The following is a 21,007-nucleotide window of genomic DNA, read 5'->3' on the forward strand; positions in this document are numbered from 1 at the left end:
TCGCCCCGGGGACCAAGCGTCCGTCGTCCGCACGGGATCCGTCGGCGGGCGTTCGACCCGCGTGAGCGGGAGCGGGAACAGGTCTTCCGGGAGTCGGCGGCGACCAGTAGGCTGCCCGGGGTCCGCGTCCCAACGGCGTAGTGGAGTCGAGGAATGGCCGAGATCCAGCTGGGAACGGGTGAGCACCCGCTGACCGCACAGGCACGGGCGCGTTTTCCCTGGGCGGAAGGCGCGCCGAGGCACCTCAGGGCCGAACTCAACGAGGCCGTGGCGCGGGCAGAGGCCGCGAAGACGAGCTGGACCGACGCTTGGAGGGAGCTCGACAGACTGCAGTCCCGGCTACGGGACTCCGAGCGGTTCGACCTCCCGGCGAACCCGGCGGCGCCCGGGACCAGGGCCGCCCTCGTCAGGGAGATCGACCGGCTGGCTTGGGGGGCCGACCCGGAGCGGGTGAGCGGATTCACGAACGCCGGGGCCATGGATTGGAAGGAACGGTTCCGCTACAGGTGGGGGGAGGGCGTGGACCCCTTGACCGTGCGGACGGCGAACGCGGTCCAGCGCATGCGTGAGGGCACCGAGAGGCTGGACCGCGTCACGAAGACGGTGCGGGCGCTGACCGAGCGGGCGAAGGCCCACCTGCCGCAGCGGTCCGGGAAGTCGGGCGCGCCCTCCGCGACGGCGGACTCGGCCCCCGGTCCGGAGAACGCGGTGAAGAGCGTCGTGGCCGACGGCCGGGGCCCGCGGGGCGCCTACCGCGGCACGGCCCGAAGCACCGTAGCGGCCCGGTCGCGTCGGACGCGGCAGGTGCGCGGCGGCAGGTCCGCGCGGAGCTGAACCCCGTCCTGACCGGGCCGCACCGGCCCGTCCGCGCCCGGCGCGTCCCGGTCAGGACGGGCCCGGCGCGGGGCCGGTACTGTCCCTGACGCTCAACCGCGCCGGGACCACGACGCGCGGTGGGGGCCCGCTCCCCACCCCTCCACCGGCGAGTTCGGCGAGCAGGACCTCCAGGCTCGCCCGGCCGAGGCGGTCGGCGTCGTATCCGACGGTGGTCAGCGGGGGCGCGAGGTAGGCGGCCTCGGGGACGTCGTCGAACCCGACGACGCTGACCCGCTCGGGGACCGCGATCCCCCGTTCCCGGAGAGCGCGCAGGAGCCCGAGCGCCATGGCGTCGTTGGCCGCGAACACGGCCGTGACCGGCTCACCCGCCCCGGCCAGGCGCAGTCCCCGTTCGTAGCCGGACCGGGGTGTGCCGTCGCCGCCCAGGGGTTCGGGAACGGGGGCCCCGGCCTCGCGGAGCGCCCGGCGCCACCCCCGGGCGCGGGCCTCGCCCTCCAGCCAGCCGGGCGGACCGGCGATGTGGTGCACGGTGCGGTGGCCGAGGTCCAACAGGTGGCGGGTGGCGGCGCGGGCCCCGCCCTCCTGGTCGGCGTCGACCGTCGGCAGCCCAGGTCCGGCGCCGCCGCCGACCACGACGAGCGGCCGCGGGGCGGCCGGGTCGCCCAGGGCCTCGGCCACCGACCGCCGGGGCGTCAGGACCACGCACCCCTCCACGGCCTGGTCGGCCAGGGTGGCGACGGCCGCCGCGGTGTCCTCGCGCGAGTGCCCGTCCAGCCCCACGACGCTCAGGAAGTACCCGGCTCCCCGGGCGGCGCGCTCGACCGCGGCCAGGGTCCGGGGCTGGGCGGGGGTGGGCGGGGTGAGCACGCCCAGGAGCCGGGTGCGCCGGGTGACGAGGGCGCGTGCGGTGGCGTTGCGCCGGTAGCCGAGGGCGTCGATGGCCGCGCGGACGCGGACGACGGTCTCCGTCCGCACGTTGCGGTGCCCGTTGACCACCCGGGAGACGGTCTGGTGGGAGACCCCGGCCAGCCGCGCGACGTCGGCCATGACCGGCGCGCGCCCGTTGCGTGCGGACATCGGGGGCCTCCTCGCCGCGGTCGCCGGTGGTGGCGCGGGCACCATCGTTGGCCGTGGGCGTCCGCGGTGTCAAGGAGGTCACACGGACGTGTCCGGTCCGGACACGCGCGCCCTGACCGGGCACGGACCGGGCTCAGCCGACCAGGCGGGTGTGCAGGGCGGTGGCGGAGGTGTCGGTGAGCGAGGCGACCTGGTCGACGACCACCCGCAACGCGGCGGCCTCGTCGCCGGCGGCCTCGTAGGCGGCGCGGAACTGCGGGTCGAGCTCACCGGGCGCGCCCGCGCGCAGGGCGGCCACCAGCTCCGTGATCGTGCGCCGCTCCTCGATCTGGTAGGCCAGCGCCTCCTCCCGGGACATGACGAAGTGCGCGGCGACCGCCTTGAGCAGAGCGCACTCCAGCAGTGCCCGTCGGGGAAGGACGAGGTCGGCGTGGTAGCGGGTGAGGCGCCCGGGGCCGTGGGCCTCGCGGGTGGCCCGCTCGGCGGCCAGGCAGAAGCGGCCGATGAGTTCGCTGGTGAGGTTCTTGAGCGCTGCGAGGGAGGTGAGGTCACCGGTGAACTCGCCGGGCCACATCGGTTCGGCGAGCAGGTCGGTGAGGACCTGTTCGAGTTCGGCGGGGTCGGCGTCGCAGTAGCGGTCGGCGGCGGTGCGGCACACCTCGGCGCGCTCGACCGGGCTGCGCAGGGCCGCCATGCTCACCAGACCTGCGTGCAGGGCGTCCTCGACGTCGTGCACGGAGTAGGCGACGTCGTCCGACCAGTCCATCACCTGCGCCTCGAAGCACGTGCGACCGCTCGGCGCGCCCTCGCGCAGCCAGGTGAAGACCTCGATGTCGTCCGGGTAGCAGTTGAACTTGCGGGTGTCGCCGCCCTCGCCCCTGCGCCACGGGTACTTGACGGTGGCGTCCAGGGTGGCGCGGGTGAGGTTGAGTCCGTTGCTCCGTCCGTCCGGGGCGACGACCTTGCCCTCCAGCCGCACGAGCAACCGCAGGCTCTGGGCGTTGCCCTCGAACCCGCCGCACTCGGCCGCGGCCTCGTCGAGGGCGCGTTCCCCGTTGTGCCCGAAGGGCGGATGGCCCAGGTCGTGGGACAGGCACGCGGCCTCGACCAGGTCGGGGTCGCAGCCCAGGGCCTGGCCGAGTTCCCGGCCGATCTGCGCGCACTCCAGGGAGTGGGTCAGCCGGGTGCGCGGGAAGTCGCTCACCCCCGGCTGGACGACCTGGGTCTTGGCGGCCAGGCGGCGCAGCGCGGAGCTGTGCAGCACCCGCGCCCGGTCGCGTTCGAAGGGGCCCCTGGCCCGGTTCTTGCGGGACTCGCCCGCCATGCGCGCGGTGTCCCGCGGCGCGTAGCCGGGGACACCGCCCTCGGTTCCCGCTCGGTTCGTCATCGTGTACCGACTCTACTCACCGGTGCGGACGAACCATGACATCGCCCCTGGTCAGGCCGCGTCGACACGGATGTCGCTGCTGTCGTTGAAGATCCAGTAGTACCAGAGCGACACGGTCTCCCTCGTGATGTACCAGAGCTGGGTACGGCGCTCGATGACGGCGGGTCCGGAACGCGACGGGGAGGTGCCCGCCTCGATGCCGTTGTCCTCGGCCATGCGCTCGGACCGCAGGCTGTGCCAGGGGTCGGAGACCAGGGTGGCCGTCTCCCAGTCGTTGGCCTCGAAGACCTCGGCGACGGCCCGGATGCTCTGGAGGGTGTCCCTGCCCTCCTCCACCGCGATGACCCGGTCGGCGGGGACGCCGACCCCGACGAGCCAGTTCCGCCCCGACGCCGCCTCGGTGAAGTTGTCCGCGGGCTGCTTGCCGCCGACGGTGACGATCACGGGGGCGACCCCGCTCTCGTAGAGGCTCTGGGCGTGCCGGAGGCGGGCCTCGAAGATCGGCGAGGGGACGCCGTTGTACTGACTGGCGCCCAGGACGACGATGGCGTCGGTGGGATCGCGGTCGTCCTGCCTGGCCGTGTACCAGACCCAGGCCCAGGTTCCGGGCGGCAGCGCGAGCAGTGTGAGCAGGACCAGCGCGACCACCCAGCGCACGCGGAGACGGCGGCGCCGGCGCGGGCGGACCGCGGCGGGCCGCGCAGGGTCGCGGCGGGAGCCCCGGGGCCCGCGCGCGTCCTCCGCCCGGTCGTGGCCGCGGCCGGCGGGCGCGGGCCCGTGATCGGGGTCGTCCACGGAGGGCCAGGGGTCCTGGGGTTCGATCGGCACGTAGGGATCGTACGGATCGGTGACGGGTGTGTGGCGTTCCGTGGCGGGCGTGCCGCGCGCGCCGGGCCGTTCACGTACGAAGCGCCGGGTGAAGCCGCTCCCGGAACTCCGGTCGGTCGTGCCGGTGAGGGGCGGGTCGATCGGATCCACCGGGGCGACCAGGTCGATCGGGTCGAGGGGGGCCTCCCCCGTGGCGGCGCCGGGCCGGGTGAACGCGCGGGTGGACGCCGTGCCGGAGGTGTCGGCGACGCCGCCCTGGTCGCGGGTGAAGGCCCTGGTGGCCGCGGTGTCCGGGGCGGCTTCCCCCGCGGTCCCGGTCTCGCGGGCGAACGCGCGGGTGGACTCCGCCTCGCGGGTGAAGGCGCGGGTGGTGTCGGCCAGGGCTTCGCGGGCTTGATCACGCGTGAACACGCGTGTGCTCTCATCGCCGGATGGGACAGGTGGGACCCGGTACTCCCCCGGGTCGTCACCGCGCCCGTCGCTCGCCGTTCGCACCGGCTCACCTCCGCACCATCACTGCCCGGGAGAACTACACCCCTTGGGACGGCCACCGACCTCCGCTGGTTCGTACCTCCTCGACCCGGTGGGGGCGGATCGGGCGACCGAAACGGAAGTCGACGCACCCGGGGGCACCGCGTGCGCGAGAGGACTGCGGGGAACGGCGGACGCATCAATGGTCAAGAATATATCACGATAGGGTCACATCTCATGTCGTGGCCACCGAGGGGTCCGGCACGAGTCTAGAGCGTTCGCGGCTTCCCACGTACGACATCGGGCGAGGTACGGGAGCGGAGGGCACCGCGTCGGAGGCGGCGGGGTGGGCGGGATCCGACCGCCCGCCCCGCCCCCACTCCGTCAGCTCGCGGAGCGCCCTGCGGCCCGGCCCGCCTCCAGGCGGGCCACGGGCACACGGAAGGGCGAGCAGGACACGTAGTCCAGCCCCGCGTCGTGGAAGAAGTGCACCGACGCCGGGTCGCCGCCGTGCTCACCGCACACGCCCAGCTTGATGCCCGGACGCGCGGCGCGCCCCTCCTCCACGGCGATGCGGATCAGGCGGCCGACGCCGTCCACGTCCAGCGACTCGAACGGCGACACCCCGAACACGCCCTTCTCCAGGTAGGCGGAGAAGAAGGAGGCCTCCACGTCGTCGCGCGAGAAGCCCCACACCGTCTGGGTGAGGTCGTTGGTGCCGAAGGAGAAGAACTCGGCGTTCTCCGCGATCTGGCCGGCGGTGAGCGCGGCGCGCGGCAGCTCGATCATGGTGCCGACCGGGAAGTTCAGCTCCACGCCGTTCTCCTCGCCCACCTCGCGCAGCACGCGCAGGGCGTCGTCGCGGATGATCTCCAGCTCCTGCACCGTGCCGACCAGCGGGATCATGATCTCCGGGCGGGGGCGGCCGCCCCCGCGGATCCGGTCCACGGCGGCCTGGGCGATGGCACGCACCTGCATCGTGAACAGGCCCGGCACGACCAGTCCCAGCCGCACACCGCGCAGGCCCAGCATCGGGTTCTGCTCGTGCAGCTTGTGCACGGCCTGGAGCAGCCGCAGGTCGTTCTCGTGGCTCTCGCCGCGCGCCTCGGCCACGGCCACCCGCACCGACAACTCCGTGATGTCGGGCAGGAACTCGTGCAGCGGGGGGTCGAGGAGGCGCACCGTGACCGGCAGGCCGTCCATGGCGGCGAGGATGCCGCCGAAGTCCTCGCGCTGGAGCGGCAGCAGGGTGTCCAGGGCCTCCTGCTGCTCCGCGGCCGTGTCGGCGAGGATGAGCCGCTCCACCAGCTGGCGGCGGTCGCCGAGGAACATGTGCTCGGTACGGCACAGGCCGATGCCCTGCGCGCCCATGCGGCGGGCGCGCGCGGCGTCCTCGGGGGTGTCGGCGTTGGCGCGCACGTACATGCGGCGGGCCGCGTCGACGTAGTGCATGAGGCGGTCGACGGCGCGGACGAGGTCGTCGGCCTGGTCGGAGGCGGGGTCGATCTCGCCCTCGAAGTAGCGCACGACCGGCGAGTCCACGACGGGCACCTCGCCGAGGAACACCTCGCCGCTGGCGCCGTCGATGGAGATGACGTCGCCCTCCTCGACCACCTCCCCGCCGGGGGCGGTCAGCCGCCGGTTCTTGGTGTCGATGTCGAGCTCCTCGGCGCCGCACACGCACGTCTTGCCCATGCCCCGGGCGACGACGGCGGCGTGGGAGGTCTTGCCGCCCCGGCTGGTGAGGATGCCCTCGGCGGCGATCATGCCCTCCAGGTCGTCGGGGTTGGTCTCGCGGCGGCACAGGATGACCCTCTCGCCGCTGCGCGACCACTTGACGGCCGTGTAGGAGTCGAAGACGGCCCTGCCGACGGCCGCGCCGGGCGAGGCGTTCATGCCGCGTCCGAGGCGGTGGGCCCCGTCGGCGGCGGCGTCGTCGTCGAAGCGCGGGAACATCAGCTGGGCGAGCTGGTCGCCGGTGACGCGCTGCACGGCCTCGTCGAGGCTGATCACGCCCTGGTCGACGAGCTGGTCGGCGATGCGGAAGGCGGCCGCCGCGGTGCGCTTGCCGACACGGGTCTGGAGCATCCACAGCTTGCCGCGCTCGATGGTGAACTCGATGTCGCACAGGTCCCTGTAGTGGTTCTCCAGGGTGTCCATGATGCCCATGAGCTCCTGGTAGCTGCGGGCGTCGATCTTCTCCAGGTCGCTGAGGGGCACGGTGTTGCGGATGCCCGCGACCACGTCCTCGCCCTGGGCGTTCTGGAGGTAGTCGCCGTAGACGCCGGGCTGGCCGGTGGCGGGGTCGCGGGTGAAGGCGACGCCCGTGCCGGAGTCCATGCCGAGGTTGCCGAAGACCATGGAGCAGATGTTGACCGCCGTGCCCAGGTCGGCGGGGATGCGCTCCTGGCGGCGGTACAGGACGGCGCGCGGCGCGTTCCAGGAGTCGAAGACCGCCTTGACGGCCTGGGCCATCTGCTCGCGCGGGTCCGTGGGGAAGGGCCTGCCGGTCTGCTCGTGGACGACGGCCTTGAACCGGTCGACCAGGGCGCGGAAGTCGGCGGCGTCCAGGTCGAGGTCGTCGGTGACGCCCTTGGCGGCCTTGGCCTCGTCGATGGCGTCCTCGAACAGTTCGCCGTCGATGCCCTGAACGGTCTTGCCGAACATCTGGATGAGGCGGCGGTAGGAGTCCCAGGCGAAGCGCTCGTCGCCGCCCTGGTCGGCCAGGCCGACGACCGACTCGTCGTTGAGACCGATGTTGAGGACGGTCTCCATCATGCCGGGCATGGAGAATCTGGCGCCCGAACGTACGCTCACGAGGAGCGGATCGTCGGGTTGGCCGAGCCTGCGGCCCATGGCCTTCTCCAGTTCCCCGAGGTTGGCCTCGATCTCCGTGTCCAGACCGGAGGGCACCTCGCCGCTGTCGAGGTAGTGGCGGCACGCCTCGGTGGTGATGGTGAAGCCCGGTGGCACCGGCAGACCGAGGTTGGTCATCTCGGCGAGGTTGGCTCCCTTGCCGCCGAGGAGGTCCTTGAGGTCCTTGTTGCCCTCGGTGAACTTGTAGACGTACTTGGCCACGGGGGTGCTCCCTCGTCATGTCGGCGGCTGCGTCGCGAACCGACCCCTGTCTGCGTGGCCGCGACTCTTCCACACCCGGCAACCTTCCCTCTCCACGAACCACAGTTTTTCGACGTTTTCGCAGTTCAAGAGCATCGAAAAGGTCTATACCAATGGTTCAGTTCGGGTACACGAATCCCTGATCCCAGGATACGGGGGATGAGGGTCGGAGTCTCGCGACACCGCTGGTCACAGGGGGCACACGCGCACACTGGCGGCTCGGAAGCGGCACGCACGCCGTCGGAACGGACACCTGACCAATTCCCCCGCCCCGGAGCCGCACACTGTGCCGCGCGACACATGTTGACCAGCAAGTAACCTACGCCTCCGTAGGTTAGGCTTCCGTCGTGGGCCGCCATCGGGCGGGACAACACGAGGGAAGGTGCACTGCGGTGTCGGACGAGCAGGCGCGGAGCGCGGTGGCCGATCACGGGCACGGCGGGGTCTCCGGACGGGCCGCGACGGCGGCCGGGGAGCTGCTGGAGGCGGTCAAGCCCCGGCTACGCGGATGGCTCCACCTGGGCACGGCGCCCCTCGCGCTGGCCGCCGGAATCGTGCTGGTCTGTCTCGCCCCGACGTGGCCCGCGCGCGCCGCCAGCGCGGTGTACGCGCTCAGCTCCGTGATGCTGTTCAGCACCTCGGCCGTCTACCACGTCGGCCGCTGGTCGCCGCGGGCGCAGAAGGTCCTGCGGCGCATGGACCACTCGAACATCTACCTGATCATCGCGGGCACCTACACGCCCTTCGTGGTGCTGGTCCTCGACGGCGGGCTGCGCACCGCGATGCTGGTGCTGATCTGGGGCGGGGCCGTCTCGGGGGTCGGGTTCAAGCTGCTGTGGCTCGGTGCGCCGCGCTGGCTGTCGACGGCGCTGTACCTGGCGATCGGCTGGGTCGCGGTGCTGTTCTTCCCGCAGCTGATCGGCGGGACGCACCCGGCGACGTGGATCCTCCTCCTGGTGGGCGGTGTGCTCTACAGCGTCGGCGCGGTGGTCTACGGCCTCAAGCGGCCCGACCCGGCGCCGCGCTGGTTCGGGTTCCACGAGATCTTCCACTCTCTGACCATCGCGGCGTTCGTCTGCCAGTACATCGCCGTGTCGTTCGTCGTCTACACCTCGGGCTGAACCGGGGACGGCGCCTCCTGCCGTACGAAGCCGTCCACGAGATCGGCGACCATCGCCGCGCCGCGGCTGTTCTGGTGGACGAAGTCCGTGGTCAGCGCCAGGCCCCGGCGATCCGAGACCGCGTCGTAGCTCCGGCCCAGCAGACGGTGCTGGAGGACCGAGGTGTACCGCTCACGCAGCCCGTCCGGCAGCGGCACCGGCCGCGCGCCGCTCTCGCGCAGGTACCCGCTCTGCCGCTCGAACAGCGGGAGGTAGGCGACGCCCCGCGCCTCGGCGACCTCCCGCGTCACCTCCGCGAACCGCTCACCCGCCTGGACGGCGGGCCCGCCGAGGTCCTGGCCCAGCACCGGCGGCGACAGCACCGCGATCCGCGCGTCCGTCTCCCCGAGCAGCCGGGCGACGATCCCGCCGAGGCGGTCGCGGTACCCGTCCAGCGTCGGCGGTTCCGGGAGCTCCTTGCGCCGCATGAGCCGCCGCCCGTTCGCCTCGGTGAGGGAGCCCCACACGTCGTTGGAGCCGATGAGCACGGTGACCGCGTCGGGCCGCAGCGCGACGATCGGGTCCAGGCGCCGCGACAGGTTGTGGGACGTGTCCCCGTTGACGCCCTCCGCCACGACGTCGATGCCGCGGCCGTGCCACCGCTCCCGCAGCAGCCCCACGTACCCCACCCCGTACTCACCACGGGTGTTGCTGTCGCCCGCGCACACGATTCGCGTCGTCATGTCCGACCGTCCTCCCTTCCCATGGCGCGGCCTCGTCCGACCGCGTCCGCCTGCGCCTAGAATCGCGGCCATGCCACCGCCGGCGCTTTCACGAACGTGCTCCCGCGTCCCGGTGCTGTGGGTCCGGCCCGGGCACGTCGGATACCTGGGTCCCGAACTCGACGTCGGCGTGCACTCCACCCCGGTGGCCTGCCTGGGGCTGGGGCTGGACGGGCCGTTCCGTCTGGAGACCGCCGAGAGCGGCGAGCACACGGCGTGCAGCGTGTTCGCGGCGGCCCGAGCGCGGCACCGAATCGTCACCGACGGGTGGATCCTGCTGCTGTACGCCGAGCCAGGCGGCGCCGCGTCGAAGGCTCTGCTCGACGGCATGACCCGGGCCGAGGGCCCCTACGGCTTCGACTCCCGGCACGAGGCCGCCCTGCTCGACGCCGCCCGCACCGGGGTGGACGCGCTCGACCGCCTGCTGTCGATCCTGACGCCGCCGCCGCGTCCGCCCGACCCCCGGGTCATCCGGGTCGTGCGCGCGATCCGCTCGGATCCGTCGGCGTTCCCCCGCGCCCGGGACGCCGCGGACGCCGTCGGCATGTCGGTGTCCCACTTCCTGCGGGCCTTCGCGGCCGTCACCGGGACCACCTTCCGCCGCTACCGCCAGTGGGCCAGGCTGCGTGTGGTCGGCGCGGGGTTGGACAGCGGCCACGACCTCACCCGCTGCGCCGCCGACGCCGGTTTCTCCTCGCCGTCGCACCTGAGCGAGACCTTCCGCCGCACGTTCGGGTTGTCCCTGACCGGCCTGCTCGCCTCGGGTGTGGAGATCGACGTCCGGTAGTCCGCGCGTCCCGGCGACGGCCCTCGGCCGGGACTACGAGGCGGACATTTTTGTGCATTCCGGAACCAGGAATTTCCCATTCCCCGGGGCATGCGGCCGAACGTCTCCCGGAGAGGTTCAGCCACGGCCGACGGGCTCCGATGATCCGGACATTCGGACATCACTCGAAACACTGGCAACGGCACCCCCTCTCACCTCGTCCACCCCGAGTCGAGTCGCATCCGCCCCGGAGAGTCACCATCTCGATACGCCCACATTCCATGACATAGTCCTCGTTGACGGAGATTGAGAACGTCACCCCCAGTACTCTACAAAGTTCAAGTTTCCGACTTTTCCTTCTTGTGGGCTTACTTCGACTTTGCGGCAATTAAAGGCGATCCGAAATCCCCCGTGCGACGGATCTCGCTCTGGCCATGGTCGGAGCGGAGAAGGCAGCATGACCGAGGCCGCATCGGCACCACACCGTGGCGCCTTCAAATGCGGGGAATCCTGACCGGGCGAGAAGAGCCCTCCCTCTCTTGGAGTGGCTGTTCGAGCGACGAGAATACTCGGAGGGACGTCCATGACCTTCAAGAACATCTTCGACAGCGGCGCGGGCGAGGCCGGGTCCGCGGAAGACTCCGCCCAGAACGTCCACGAAAGGATTCCCGGAGCTCGGCCCGAGCGGGAAGGGGTCGATCCCGAACTCTTCGAGGACATTCCCGAAACCGCGCGTGACCCGAAGATCATACGCGAGACGTCGCCGGAGGCGCTCGACATCATGGGCAACTTCATCACTCCCCTGTTCAGGAACACCCGGACAGCGGCCGCCAGGCAGCGGGATGCCAGTGAGAACCCCGCATCGACGACCGATATGGCCTCGTCGACCAAGGACGAGGCGTTCACGAAGGTGAGGGTCGAGATCGGGGACGAAGATCGGCCGACCATCAGCGAGGAGGAGCGCGAGGAACTGAGCAGGGACAGCTACGGGTCAGCCAAGAAGCGCGAAAAGGGCTGACGAACTGACACACCGGTTGATTCCTGATACCCAAGGAGGTTGAGAGGCATGGGCGGAGCCACCAAGAACAACGTGAGCACGGCGCATCTTGGCGAACGGTTCGTACGCCATCCGCTGACCGGCCGGAACCTGAAGGAACTCAACATCGCCGACAAGGCCCGTGCCATCCTGGAGCGGGACAAGGACAAACTGAGGCGGAAGGCCGAGAGGAAATCAGCCGACGGAAAGGACCGGTATGTCTCCCCCACCGGGTTCTCCCTGAACAAGGGACGATTCGGCGACTTTCCCGACGAGGAGGACACGGCGCGCCAGCGCGGTTGGAGCGCGTACATGACGGTGGGCGTACCGCTCGTCGAAGAGCGAAGCGACATCGCGCAGCCGCCGCCTGACGTCATCTCCAAGCAGACGTACGTCAATCGAACCGACCCCATCCCCACAGACTGGTCGCACACCGTCGAATTCTCGATTTCGAACACCATCAGCTGGTCGCTCCAGGGGCAGGTACAGCTCACCTTCGGGGCGAAGGCCACCGCCTCACTGCAGCAGCAACTGCAGAAGAGCATGGCGGCGAACCACTCCCAGAAGACCACCCTGAAGAACAGCAAGGACAATCAGGGCGTCGACTCGGAGTCCCAGTCGCAGACGACGAGTACGACGACGGCCACGAGTACCGCCACGGGCACCGGGGAACTGTCGGCGCAGCTGATGCTCGGGATCACCGCTTCCGTCAGTGGTTCCTTGACCACCGCGTTCAAGACATCGTCCACGCTGAGCGGAAAGGTCGGCAGCCGGGTGGACGTCCTGGCCACGCAGCGGCGCCAGGTGAGGAGGTTCGACTACGAGTACCCCATCTCCTTCGGCGGATGGGTCGCCCTGTACTTCCCCGAACCCGTGGAGGTCAAGGAGACCCGCCCGAACGGCCCACAGGCCCAGGAACCGGAATACTCCACGGTGATCGCGTGGAAACTCGGCGAGACCGGTGCGCCCACGGAGGCCTTCGACCTGACCGATGAGGGCAAACCGTTCATGCAGAAGGGGGAAGCCGAGGTCGTTTCCACCCTCGCCGGGGTGCACGAGATCTTCGAGCTTGAGAAACTTCATTTCGATGAGAAGTACCACCCGCTGCACAAGGGCGGCGGTGAAGCGGAGGAGAGCCCGAAGGAGGCTCCCGTCGAACTCGCCACCGGGCTGGGGACGGCCGACGGCCTCGCTCTGGACCTGGTGAACCAGAAGGCGTACGTCACCGACCGGTACAACGGCGGCAAGCTGTACAGGGTGGATCTCGCCAGCGGCGACACGGACTGGGTCCTGGAGAAGCTGGGACAGGTCAACGATGTGGCGCTGGACCCGCCCGGACGCAAGGCCTACGTGACCGACTACGGCGGCAAGCGCCTGTTCACGGTGGATCTGGCCGACCGCTCCGCCGCCCCGGTCACGGTCGCCGAGGGCGTGAACGCGTACGGCGTCGCCTTGGACCTGCCCGACGGCAAGGCCTACGTCACCGACGTCGAGCATGGGAAACTGATCGAGTTCGACCTGAACATCCAACCAGCGGAGAGGCGGCGCACCTGGGACGTGCCCCGGGCCGCCGGAGTGGCGCTGAACGGGGGTAAGGCGTACGTCGGCCAGTATGACCTCGGCGGGTTGTACGAGGTCGACCTGCGGTCTGATGGCGGCGCTCCGCAGGTCGTGGCCACCAATCTCGGGCGAAGCGTCCGTCTGGCGCTGGACGGCGCGACCCATGCCTACGTCTCCGACTCGGGCGGCGGCAGGCTGCACGAGGTCGTCGCGGCCGACGGCGAGGCCAGGGGCCTGCGGCGTGTGGTGGCCGACGGGCTCGGCACGGTCGCCGGAGTCGCACTGGACCGGGACAACGGCTTGATCTACGTCAGCAACCGGCAGGGCACGCTGTCGCGGATCTCCGGCGTGCTGCCCGACGCCTCGGAAGCGTCGTAGCGTAGGACGTTCCACCTCCGCCCGCGCCGTCCGCCGTTTCCACCAGGGCCGACGCCTCCGAAGGGCCCGCCCCGAAGAGTGCTGCCCCGGACACAGATCGCGCCCCCGCGCGGCCGAGGTCCCCAGGAGAGACCCGACGCGCGGGGGCGCGGTCATCGTCCGGATCAGACGAAGCCGAACACCGGCGGGAACACCAGCACGACCAGCCCCGCCCAGGCCGCGTAGACCGGCAGGTAGGCGGTCTGCCACCGCTCGACTGCGGCGAACGGACGTTGGCCCCGCACGAAGCCCAGCATCAGCCACGCCGACCACACCAGGTGCACCAGCAGCACGAGGTTCAGCCCCAGCGCGGCGGTCTTGTTCGCGGTGAACCCGAACTCCGCGATCCGCGTCAGCATCGCCGTCAGCGCGACGGCGTCCACCGCGAGCGCCGCACCGACCAGCGCGAGCTGGAGCCAGTCGAACACGTTCGGCGGGGCCAGCGGATCGCGGGCGGAGATCGAGTACAGCAACAGGAACAGGACCAGCACCAGGACGGCGTCCATGAGGATGAGGAGTTCGCGGTCCACCGTGGTCAGCGGACCGTTCACCAGGAGCGCCACCAGGTCCGCGACCAGCATCAGAAGCGCGAGCGGTGTGAACACCCGGGTGAGCACGGGCGCGATGTTCTCCACCACGCTCTTCTTGGCCTCCACCAGCCACGCGGCCACGAGGAGCGCACCGGGCACGCCGAACGGCAGCAGCCAGTCCTCGAAGAACGGTTCCAGGTCGACGTCCACCAGGGCCAGCACCCCGAAGGTGAGCCCGACCAGGACCATCGACCCCAGCGCGATCAGCGCCAGGTACATCGCCAGCTCGCCCACGAACCGCACGAAGTCCATCCGCCGGTCGTGGGACCGCCAGTGCCCGCCCGTGTGCAGGACGCCCACGAGCAGCCCCAGGACCACCGGAGCGTGTGTGATCGCGAGTAGGTCGGTCATCCCGGGGGCCGGGTACGGGCCGGAGATCGTCTCGAACGGGTAGAGGTTCACCGCCAGGGCCGGTACCGCCGCGACGGCGGCCACCGCCGCGCACACCCGCCACGTGACGCCCCGCTTCCAGGCGAACCACCCCGCCAGGAAGGGGAGGACCACGAAGAAGAAGTTGCGGACCTGCGCGAAATCGTCGTCCACGGTCGTGAAGAGGAGCTTGACCGCCACCCCCGCGGCGACCGCGAACGCGAGCAGCACACCGAGTTCGCGCCAGCGCGTCAGCCCGCCAGCGCCGTCGTCGGCCTCGGGGACCAGGACCAGCTGCTTCCAAAGCCGATGGGAGTGCTCGCGCGCGAACTCGCGCGACACCTCGTCCAGGTTGCCCATGCGCCTGACCGCGACGAGGAAGGCCTCCTCGGCATCGAGGCCGTTCGCCCCCAGATCGGCGATCTGTTCGCGCAGGTGGTCCTCCATCTCCTCGACGTCCGACGGAGCGATGGCCCGACGACGGCGCACGAAACCGCGCCACTGGTCGATCTGGGCCTCCAGGACGTCACCGCGTGCGGCCTCGCTCATCAGGCGATCCCCCCTGCCGCGGCGCCCCCGAGGAGCGGGGGTTGCGCTGCGGCCTGCCACACCTGCTTGAGCGCGTCGGCGACGACGCTCCACTGCTTCTGCCGCTCGGCCAGCGTCTCCAGTCCGGCCTGCGTGATCGCGTAGTGCTTGCGGCGGCGGCCCGCGTCGGACGTACCCCAGGACGCCTGGACGTAGCCGTTGCGCTCCAGGCGGTGCAGGAGGGGGTAGAGCATCCCGTCCGTCCACTGCATCTGCCCTCCGGAGAGCTCGTTGACGCGTTTGACGATGGCGTAACCGTAGGACTCGCCCTCGGCCAGGATGCCGAGGACGAGCGGCGTGGCCGACGCCGCGACCAGGTCCTTGTCGATGTGCACGTGTACTTCCCATGCCTAGTTCCGCTAGGGGTTGTCACCCTAGCAGACCTAGGCATAGGGAATCGAGGCATCACGGGTTCTCGCCGCCCGGCGGACGGCGAGAACCGGTATCAGGGCCGCTTCGTCGGCGACGCCGAATCCCGGCGTCACGATTCGCTTACGCGGTAGGACAACGCGCACCAAACGACCGCGTACCGCGCACGCCCTACCGCTAAGTTAAGAACAGGATCTCGCGGTCGTGTGCGGCCGAGAGGACCAAGAGACGGCCGGAAACCAATCCCCCCGGGTCCGGCCGTCTCGCCGTGCCCGCGCCCCGACTGTTCAGGTGTTCCGGGGCACGCCCGGCAGTCCGTCGACGCTGGTGGCGTTCCGGGTCCGCCACACGTCCTCGAAGTAGGCGGGATCCCGGCGTTCCTGGTACCGGTCCAACAGGTCGCGGTCACCGCGCACGTCCATCAGCGGCACGGAGAACCCGCAGGAGTCGGAGACGCGCTGGACGTCGACCACGACGATCGAGCGCTGCCCGAGAGTCCGCTCCTTGGGGAAGTGGGCGCGCAGCCCGTCGAACCCGGGATCGCCGGGCAGGACAACCCGGCCGGTGCCGTGGAGGCGGACGATGTTCGGCGGCCCGTCGAACGCGCAGAACATCAGCACGATACGGCCGTTCTCCCGCAGGTGCGCGATCGTCTCGACGCCCGATCCCGTGTAGTCGAGGTAGGCCACCCGGTGCTCGTCGAGCACGGCGAACGTCCCGCCCATCCCCTTGGGGGAGACGTTGACGTGACCGTCCCCGGCGAGGGGCGCGGTCCCGACGAAGAACACGGGTTGGCCGAGGAGGAACCGAGCGAGCCGGTCACCGATGGAGTCGTGGATCTTTCCCATGGCGGCGAGTCTTCCACTCGCGGTCGTCCCCCTCACCCGCGGGATGGCCGTGCCCCACGCGGCCAGGTCCGGCCGCATCACGGATCCCCCTTCACCGCGGAGCGTCGCGGCGGTATACACGTCGGAGGTCCCGCGGCACGGACAGAGCACCGATTCCCAACAGAGAAGGCATGGTGCGGCATGAGCACGGTAGCCAGAGCGGTCGGTGGATACCGGCTGATCAGGGAGATCGGCCGGGGCGGCTTCGGATCCGTCCACCTCGCCGAGGCACCCGACGGCGGCCTGGCCGCCGTGAAGCTGCTCCACGCGGATCCGGGCACCGACCCGCGCTTCGCCCGGATGTTCGCCGACGAGGTGGACGCGGCACGCCGGATCAGCCCCTTCTGCGTGGCCCGGGTCCTGGACGCCGACCCCCACGCCGACCGGCCCTGGATCGCCAGCGAGTACATCGAGGGGCGCACACTCGCCCAGGAGATCCGGGCCGAGGGCCCGCGTACCGGAGCCGACCTGCAACGCCTGGCCGTCTCGACCGCGACCGCGCTGACCGCGATCCACCGCGCCGGGATCGTGCACCGGGACCTCAAACCGGAGAACATCATGATGGCCCCCGACGGGCCGAGGGTGATCGACTTCGGGATCGCGCGAGCCTTCGAGGAGACCACCCGGTTCACCGCAACGGCGAAGATCGGGACCCTGCACTACATGGCGCCCGAGCGGCTCGACGACGCCTCGCACCTGACCCCGGCCATCGACGTCTTCGCCTGGGGCGCGGTCATCGTCTACGCGGCCAGCGGGCGGCACGCGTTCTCCGGCGACCGCCAGACCGCCGTCGTCAAGCGGATCCTGATGGACGAGCCCGACTGCTCGGGGGTCCCCGACGAGCTGCGCGACCTGGTGGCCCGGTGCCTGGCGAAGGCTCCTGAGGACCGCCCGAGCGCTCATCGGGTCCTCAACACCCTCCTGGGGTTCCCGGTGGACGGCGCCGATGTCGACACCGCGCTGAACCGGGGGAACACCGCGGCCACGCGGGTCATGGCCACGGACGTGGACCCGCTTCCCCCGACCCGGTGGGAGACCCGGAAGGTGACCCGGGAGGATCCGCAACCACCATCCGCCCGCATCGTGGACTCCGGAGCCGAGGAGGTCGAACCGGACCGGACCGCGACGCCCTCCGATCCGGCGACCCCTCCCTACCGGTTCGCCGGACGCCTCCACCACGGGGTGGGTGAACTCGCCGAAGCCATGGCGGCCGACCTGGGCGCGGCGGGCGGGGTGTTCGAGGACTCCGACGAGCGGGCGGCCCTGGCCACCTGGATCATCGAGGATCTGGGGGACGCCCGGATCGACCGGAGCCTGCTGCGGAAACCGCCCGGGGACACCGGGATCACCCTCCTGGCGTTCATCTCCCAGGCGCGCCCCGACCTGCCGCCGGTCTTCGGAGAGGTCGATCTGCGCCTGTCCAGGTTGCGGGAGGAGTCAAACGGGATCGATGACCCGTTGGACGCCAACTCCGACTTCGACGTCGAGATCATGGAGATCGCGTCCGCGTTCGAGTGCCGTGACTCCGACCACGGGTGTGCGCGAGGCGACGGCTGTGCCGAGTACAGGAGGCTCACCGACGACGTCCGAAGGTCGATGGGGGTCTTCGCGGACATCCGCCGCCCGTACATGGCATGGGCACGGGGTAGCGGACGCAGGAAGGAGAAGGCGTTCGACTTCCAGATCAGGGAAGAGGTGTTCGTGCACGCAGTCCTCTCACCCGAACGGTGGCGACGGCTCGTGGACGAGGATCGCGCGTCCCTGGAGGAAGAATCGAGGGCGGCACTCCCTCCTGAGCCCCCGCAGGACGCCTCGCTCCCGGAACGCGTGGCGCGTCACCTGATCATCCGGCTCCTGTGCCGCGTGCTCCGGGACATGGCGGCCAGGCACACGAAACTCAGCGCGAGGAAGGAGCGGTTGGAGACGTACCTGCCCGCTCGCAGGAAGGCCAACAAGGTCGAGAACAACGCCAGGTACATCACCGTGAACACCATCGCCGCCGCAATCGCGTTCGGAGTGGTGGGATGGGCGGGGCTCTCCCCCGATGAGTGGCCCCGTCTCCCGTCGGCCGTCGCCGCCGCCATCTTCGCCTACTTCGCGTCTGGCGGCGTTATCCTCTACATCGCCAAGGAAATCCTCAAAGGTGTCGAAGACCCCTATCCCGGTGTACAGGACCCGGTGAGGAAGTTGAAGCGGACGGAGAAGTCCATCGCGTCGCTGGCCGAGGAGATCCGCAAGCTCGACCGGGCCCGGAAGGAACTGCCGCGCACCTCGGAGGACGCCTGACCTCCGCCCCTCCCGAACCTCGGCCCCCACCGGGCCGCGAACCCCCCGCGTACGCGGAGCCGCGGCGACGCCGCACCGGCCGGGGCCGCGGCACCGGGAACCGCACGCGGAACGGACGCTAGTCGACGCTCTTGAGCTGGCAGACGAACGCGTTGCGGCCCTCGCGCTTGTGCGCCATGTTCGTCGGGAAGTTCGTCTCGTCGGCGATCTTGACCGACTTGGTCTTCTTGTCCCACGCGAAATAGACGGAGCCCGTGGCGACGTAGACCCCGCTCTGCTCGTTGCGCACGTGGATCGCCGTCGTGACCGGAGGCCCGTCCTCGGGCATGAGGCCGACCAGGCCGAATTCGCGGTCCCCGGAGTAGACGAGGGCGGTTCCGACGTCCCGGGACTCGACCTTCATCGAGAACTGGCGCGGCTTGCCCCCGGTCTTGTCCTCCAACCGCACGGCGACCGGCAGGGTACCGCCGTCCAGGACGCGGAACCGCGTGAGCCCTCCGATCTCGGTGATGTCGGGCTGGTCGACGTCCCACTCCCGGAACGTGCCCGTCTGGTTGTAGTGCTGCCAGGCCACCACCTTGACCTTGGGACCGACCCTGAGGGAGGTGAACTTGTCGTTCAGTGAGGTGTTGCCCAGGTCGACGTCGTCGCCGAGTTTGTAGTTGTAGGAGGCGCCGCCGTAGTTGGGTTCGGTGTAGAAGATGACCTCGTTGTCGTGCACAGGACCGTCCCTCTCCGTGTGGGCTGTGGACGGCTCCCATTGGATACCCGCCGGCGCGGCGACGCGGGACTTCGCTCCGTTCCCGACGGCACGTGTCGCGCCACGGCCCTCGGAACGGCCGCCAGAAGGGCGCTCATGGTACGGAGGCGCAGAATTCGCACCTCGTTTCGGACGGACCCATACGCCGGTTCCAGCCCAGCTGAACAACCGCGCGGGGACGCACGGAGCCGCCCGCCCCCACACGGGGGACGGGCGGCCACCCAGAGAGGTGCTCGGGCCGACTAGCAGCCGGGCAGGCGCTCGAACAGGTAGGTCTCCACCCGGTCCAGCGACACGCGCTCCTGCGACATGGTGTCGCGCTCGCGCACGGTCACCGCGTCGTCCTCCAGGGTGTCGAAGTCCACCGTCACGCAGAACGGGGTACCGATCTCGTCCTGGCGGCGGTAGCGGCGGCCGATCGCACCGGCGTCGTCGAACTCCACGTTCCAGCGCTTGCGCAGCCGGGCGGCCAGGTCACGCGCCTTCGGCGACAGGTCCGCGTTGCGCGACAGCGGCAGCACCGCGGCCTTGACCGGCGCCAGGCGCGGGTCGAGCCGCATCACGGCGCGCTTCTCCATCTTGCCCTTGGCGTTGGGCGCCTCGTCGACGTTGTAGGCGTCGAGCATGAAGGTCAGCACCGCGCGGTCGACACCGGCCGCGGGCTCGATGACGTACGGGATGTACCGCTCGTTGTTCTCCTGGTCGAAGTACGACAGGTCCACGCCCGAGTGCTCGGAGTGCGTCCTCAGGTCGTAGTCCGTGCGGTTGGCGATGCCCTCCAGCTCGCCCCACTCGCTGCCCTGGAAGTTGAAGCGGTACTCCACGTCCACGGTGCGCTTGGAGTAGTGGGACAGCTTCTCCTCCGGGTGCTCGTACAGCCGCAGGTTGTCCTTGGCGATACCGAGGTCGACGTACCACTGGAAGCGGGTGTCGATCCAGTACTGGTGCCACTCCTCGTCACTGCCCGGCTTGCAGAAGAACTCCATCTCCATCTGCTCGAACTCGCGGGTCCGGAAGATGAAGTTGCCCGGGGTGATCTCGTTGCGGAACGACTTGCCGATCTGGCCGATGCCGAACGGGATCTTGCGCCGCGCGCTCTGCTCCACGTTCTTGTAGTTGACGAAGATGCCCTGCGCCGTCTCCGGGCGCAGGTACGCCAGACCCTTGTCGTCCTGGACCGGGCCCAGGTGGGTGCGCAGGAGGCCGTTGAACATGCGCGGCTCGGTGAAGGAGGCCTTCGCGCCGCAGTTCGGGCAGGCGAGCGACGCCAGACCCTCCTCCGGCTCGCGGCCGTGCTTCTCCTCGTAGGCCTCGACGAGGTGGTCGGCGCGGAAGCGCTTGTGGCACGACTGGCACTCGGTGAGCGGATCGACGAAGGCCTGGACGTGGCCGGAGGCCTCCCAGACCTCGCGGGCCAGGATGACGCTGGAGTCGAGGCCCACGATGTCCTCGCGCTCCTGCACCATCGAGCGCCACCACTGGCGCTTGACGTTGGCCTTCAGCTCCACACCCAGCGGACCGTAGTCCCAGGCGGCTCGCAGACCTCCGTAGATCTCGCTGGAGGGGTAGACCAGACCTCGGCGCTTGGCGAGGTTGACCAGTGCGTCCATTGCCTCTGACTTGGCGGCCATGGGTGACTCTCCATCCGGCTGGCGGTCGGTGGATCGCGGTGCGCGATACATCGGAGTTGGTTGGGAAGCGGGCCGCCCGGCGCAACCAGGGAGAGGCACGCCGCGAACCCGCCTTCCCAGGCTAGAGCACCGGGCAAGCGCTCACGCAC

Annotated in this window: 16 protein-coding genes; 6 read left to right on the plus strand and 10 right to left on the minus strand. The window is 70.5% G+C overall.

The annotated features are described in order from the left end of the window. Positions 1–153 precede the first annotated feature (153 nt). Positions 154–834: a hypothetical protein gene (locus ACIBFB_RS03325; protein ID WP_397225678.1), complete on the plus strand. Its 681-nt coding sequence runs from the start codon at positions 154–156 to the stop codon at positions 832–834. A gap of 51 nt (positions 835–885) precedes the next feature. Here ACIBFB_RS03325 and ACIBFB_RS03330 read toward each other — a convergent pair whose 3' ends face one another. The 4 genes from ACIBFB_RS03330 to ppdK all read right to left on the minus strand — a co-directional run bounded on the left by ACIBFB_RS03330 (position 886) and on the right by ppdK (position 7,678). Next, positions 886–1,914, minus strand: coding sequence for a LacI family DNA-binding transcriptional regulator (locus ACIBFB_RS03330; protein WP_397225680.1), 1,029 nt, complete (start codon positions 1,912–1,914; stop codon positions 886–888). 133 nt (positions 1,915–2,047) lie between these two features. Further along, complete coding sequence (locus tag ACIBFB_RS03335) at positions 2,048–3,301, minus strand: deoxyguanosinetriphosphate triphosphohydrolase (protein ID WP_397225682.1); 1,254 nt, start codon at positions 3,299–3,301, stop codon at positions 2,048–2,050. Positions 3,302–3,352: 51 nt separating this feature from the next. After that, complete coding sequence (locus ACIBFB_RS03340) at positions 3,353–4,624, minus strand: YdcF family protein (RefSeq protein WP_397225684.1); 1,272 nt, start codon at positions 4,622–4,624, stop codon at positions 3,353–3,355. A gap of 360 nt (positions 4,625–4,984) precedes the next feature. Continuing rightward, positions 4,985–7,678: a pyruvate, phosphate dikinase gene (gene ppdK, locus ACIBFB_RS03345; protein WP_397225686.1), complete on the minus strand. Its 2,694-nt coding sequence runs from the start codon at positions 7,676–7,678 to the stop codon at positions 4,985–4,987. Between the two features lie 431 nt (positions 7,679–8,109). Here ppdK and ACIBFB_RS03350 point away from each other — a divergent pair, with 431 nt between their 5' ends. Further along, complete coding sequence (locus ACIBFB_RS03350; RefSeq protein ID WP_397225688.1) at positions 8,110–8,838, plus strand: hemolysin III family protein; 729 nt, start codon at positions 8,110–8,112, stop codon at positions 8,836–8,838. Here ACIBFB_RS03350 and ACIBFB_RS03355 read toward each other — a convergent pair. Then, positions 8,823–9,560 carry an SGNH/GDSL hydrolase family protein gene (locus tag ACIBFB_RS03355; protein WP_397225690.1) on the minus strand — a complete coding sequence of 246 codons (738 nt, stop codon included), beginning with the start codon at positions 9,558–9,560 and terminating at the stop codon, positions 8,823–8,825. The two genes, ACIBFB_RS03350 and ACIBFB_RS03355, sit on opposite strands and share 16 nt — an antisense overlap. Before the next feature lie 70 nt (positions 9,561–9,630). On the opposite strand from ACIBFB_RS03355, the gene ACIBFB_RS03360 reads away from it, so the two are divergent. The 3 genes from ACIBFB_RS03360 to ACIBFB_RS03370 all read left to right on the plus strand — a co-directional run bounded on the left by ACIBFB_RS03360 (position 9,631) and on the right by ACIBFB_RS03370 (position 13,339). Then, positions 9,631–10,386: a helix-turn-helix domain-containing protein gene (locus ACIBFB_RS03360; RefSeq protein ID WP_397225692.1), complete on the plus strand. Its 756-nt coding sequence runs from the start codon at positions 9,631–9,633 to the stop codon at positions 10,384–10,386. 562 nt (positions 10,387–10,948) lie between these two features. Further along, positions 10,949–11,383 carry a hypothetical protein gene (locus ACIBFB_RS03365; RefSeq protein ID WP_397225694.1) on the plus strand — a complete coding sequence of 145 codons (435 nt, stop codon included), beginning with the start codon at positions 10,949–10,951 and terminating at the stop codon, positions 11,381–11,383. Positions 11,384–11,431: 48 nt separating this feature from the next. Next, on the plus strand, positions 11,432–13,339 hold the full coding sequence (locus ACIBFB_RS03370) for a YncE family protein (RefSeq protein ID WP_397225696.1): 1,908 nt from the start codon (positions 11,432–11,434) through the stop codon (positions 13,337–13,339). A 164-nt stretch (positions 13,340–13,503) separates the two neighbouring features. Here the strand turns inward: ACIBFB_RS03370 and ACIBFB_RS03375 are convergent, their stop codons facing one another. The 3 genes from ACIBFB_RS03375 to ACIBFB_RS03385 all read right to left on the minus strand — a co-directional run bounded on the left by ACIBFB_RS03375 (position 13,504) and on the right by ACIBFB_RS03385 (position 16,142). Next, positions 13,504–14,886, minus strand: a complete 1,383-nt coding sequence (locus tag ACIBFB_RS03375) for a permease prefix domain 1-containing protein (protein ID WP_397225698.1) — start codon at positions 14,884–14,886, stop codon at positions 13,504–13,506. Next, the gene (locus ACIBFB_RS03380) at positions 14,886–15,260 is read right to left on the minus strand and encodes a PadR family transcriptional regulator (protein WP_397225700.1); all 375 of its coding nucleotides are present in this window, start codon (positions 15,258–15,260) and stop codon (positions 14,886–14,888) included. The genes ACIBFB_RS03375 and ACIBFB_RS03380 overlap by 1 nt, the downstream gene beginning before the upstream one ends. 321 nt (positions 15,261–15,581) lie before the next feature. Further along, the gene (locus ACIBFB_RS03385; RefSeq protein WP_397225702.1) at positions 15,582–16,142 is read right to left on the minus strand and encodes a pyridoxamine 5'-phosphate oxidase family protein; all 561 of its coding nucleotides are present in this window, start codon (positions 16,140–16,142) and stop codon (positions 15,582–15,584) included. Between the two features lie 180 nt (positions 16,143–16,322). On the opposite strand from ACIBFB_RS03385, the gene ACIBFB_RS03390 reads away from it, so the two are divergent. Further along, positions 16,323–18,467: a protein kinase gene (locus tag ACIBFB_RS03390; RefSeq protein WP_397225704.1), complete on the plus strand. Its 2,145-nt coding sequence runs from the start codon at positions 16,323–16,325 to the stop codon at positions 18,465–18,467. A 118-nt stretch (positions 18,468–18,585) separates the two neighbouring features. On the opposite strand, the gene ACIBFB_RS03395 is transcribed toward ACIBFB_RS03390, so the two are convergent. Both ACIBFB_RS03395 and ACIBFB_RS03400 read right to left on the minus strand, forming a co-directional pair. Further along, positions 18,586–19,188 carry a beta/gamma crystallin domain-containing protein gene (locus tag ACIBFB_RS03395; RefSeq protein ID WP_397225706.1) on the minus strand — a complete coding sequence of 201 codons (603 nt, stop codon included), beginning with the start codon at positions 19,186–19,188 and terminating at the stop codon, positions 18,586–18,588. A 281-nt stretch (positions 19,189–19,469) separates the two neighbouring features. Further along, positions 19,470–20,858 (minus strand): glycine--tRNA ligase, encoded by a 1,389-nt coding sequence (locus ACIBFB_RS03400; RefSeq protein WP_397225708.1) that lies wholly within the window; start codon positions 20,856–20,858, stop codon positions 19,470–19,472. Positions 20,859–21,007: the final 149 nt, after the last annotated feature.

It is taken from the genome of Nocardiopsis sp. NPDC050513, from assembly GCF_044457925.1.
GTDB lineage: Bacteria > Actinomycetota > Actinomycetes > Streptosporangiales > Streptosporangiaceae > Nocardiopsis.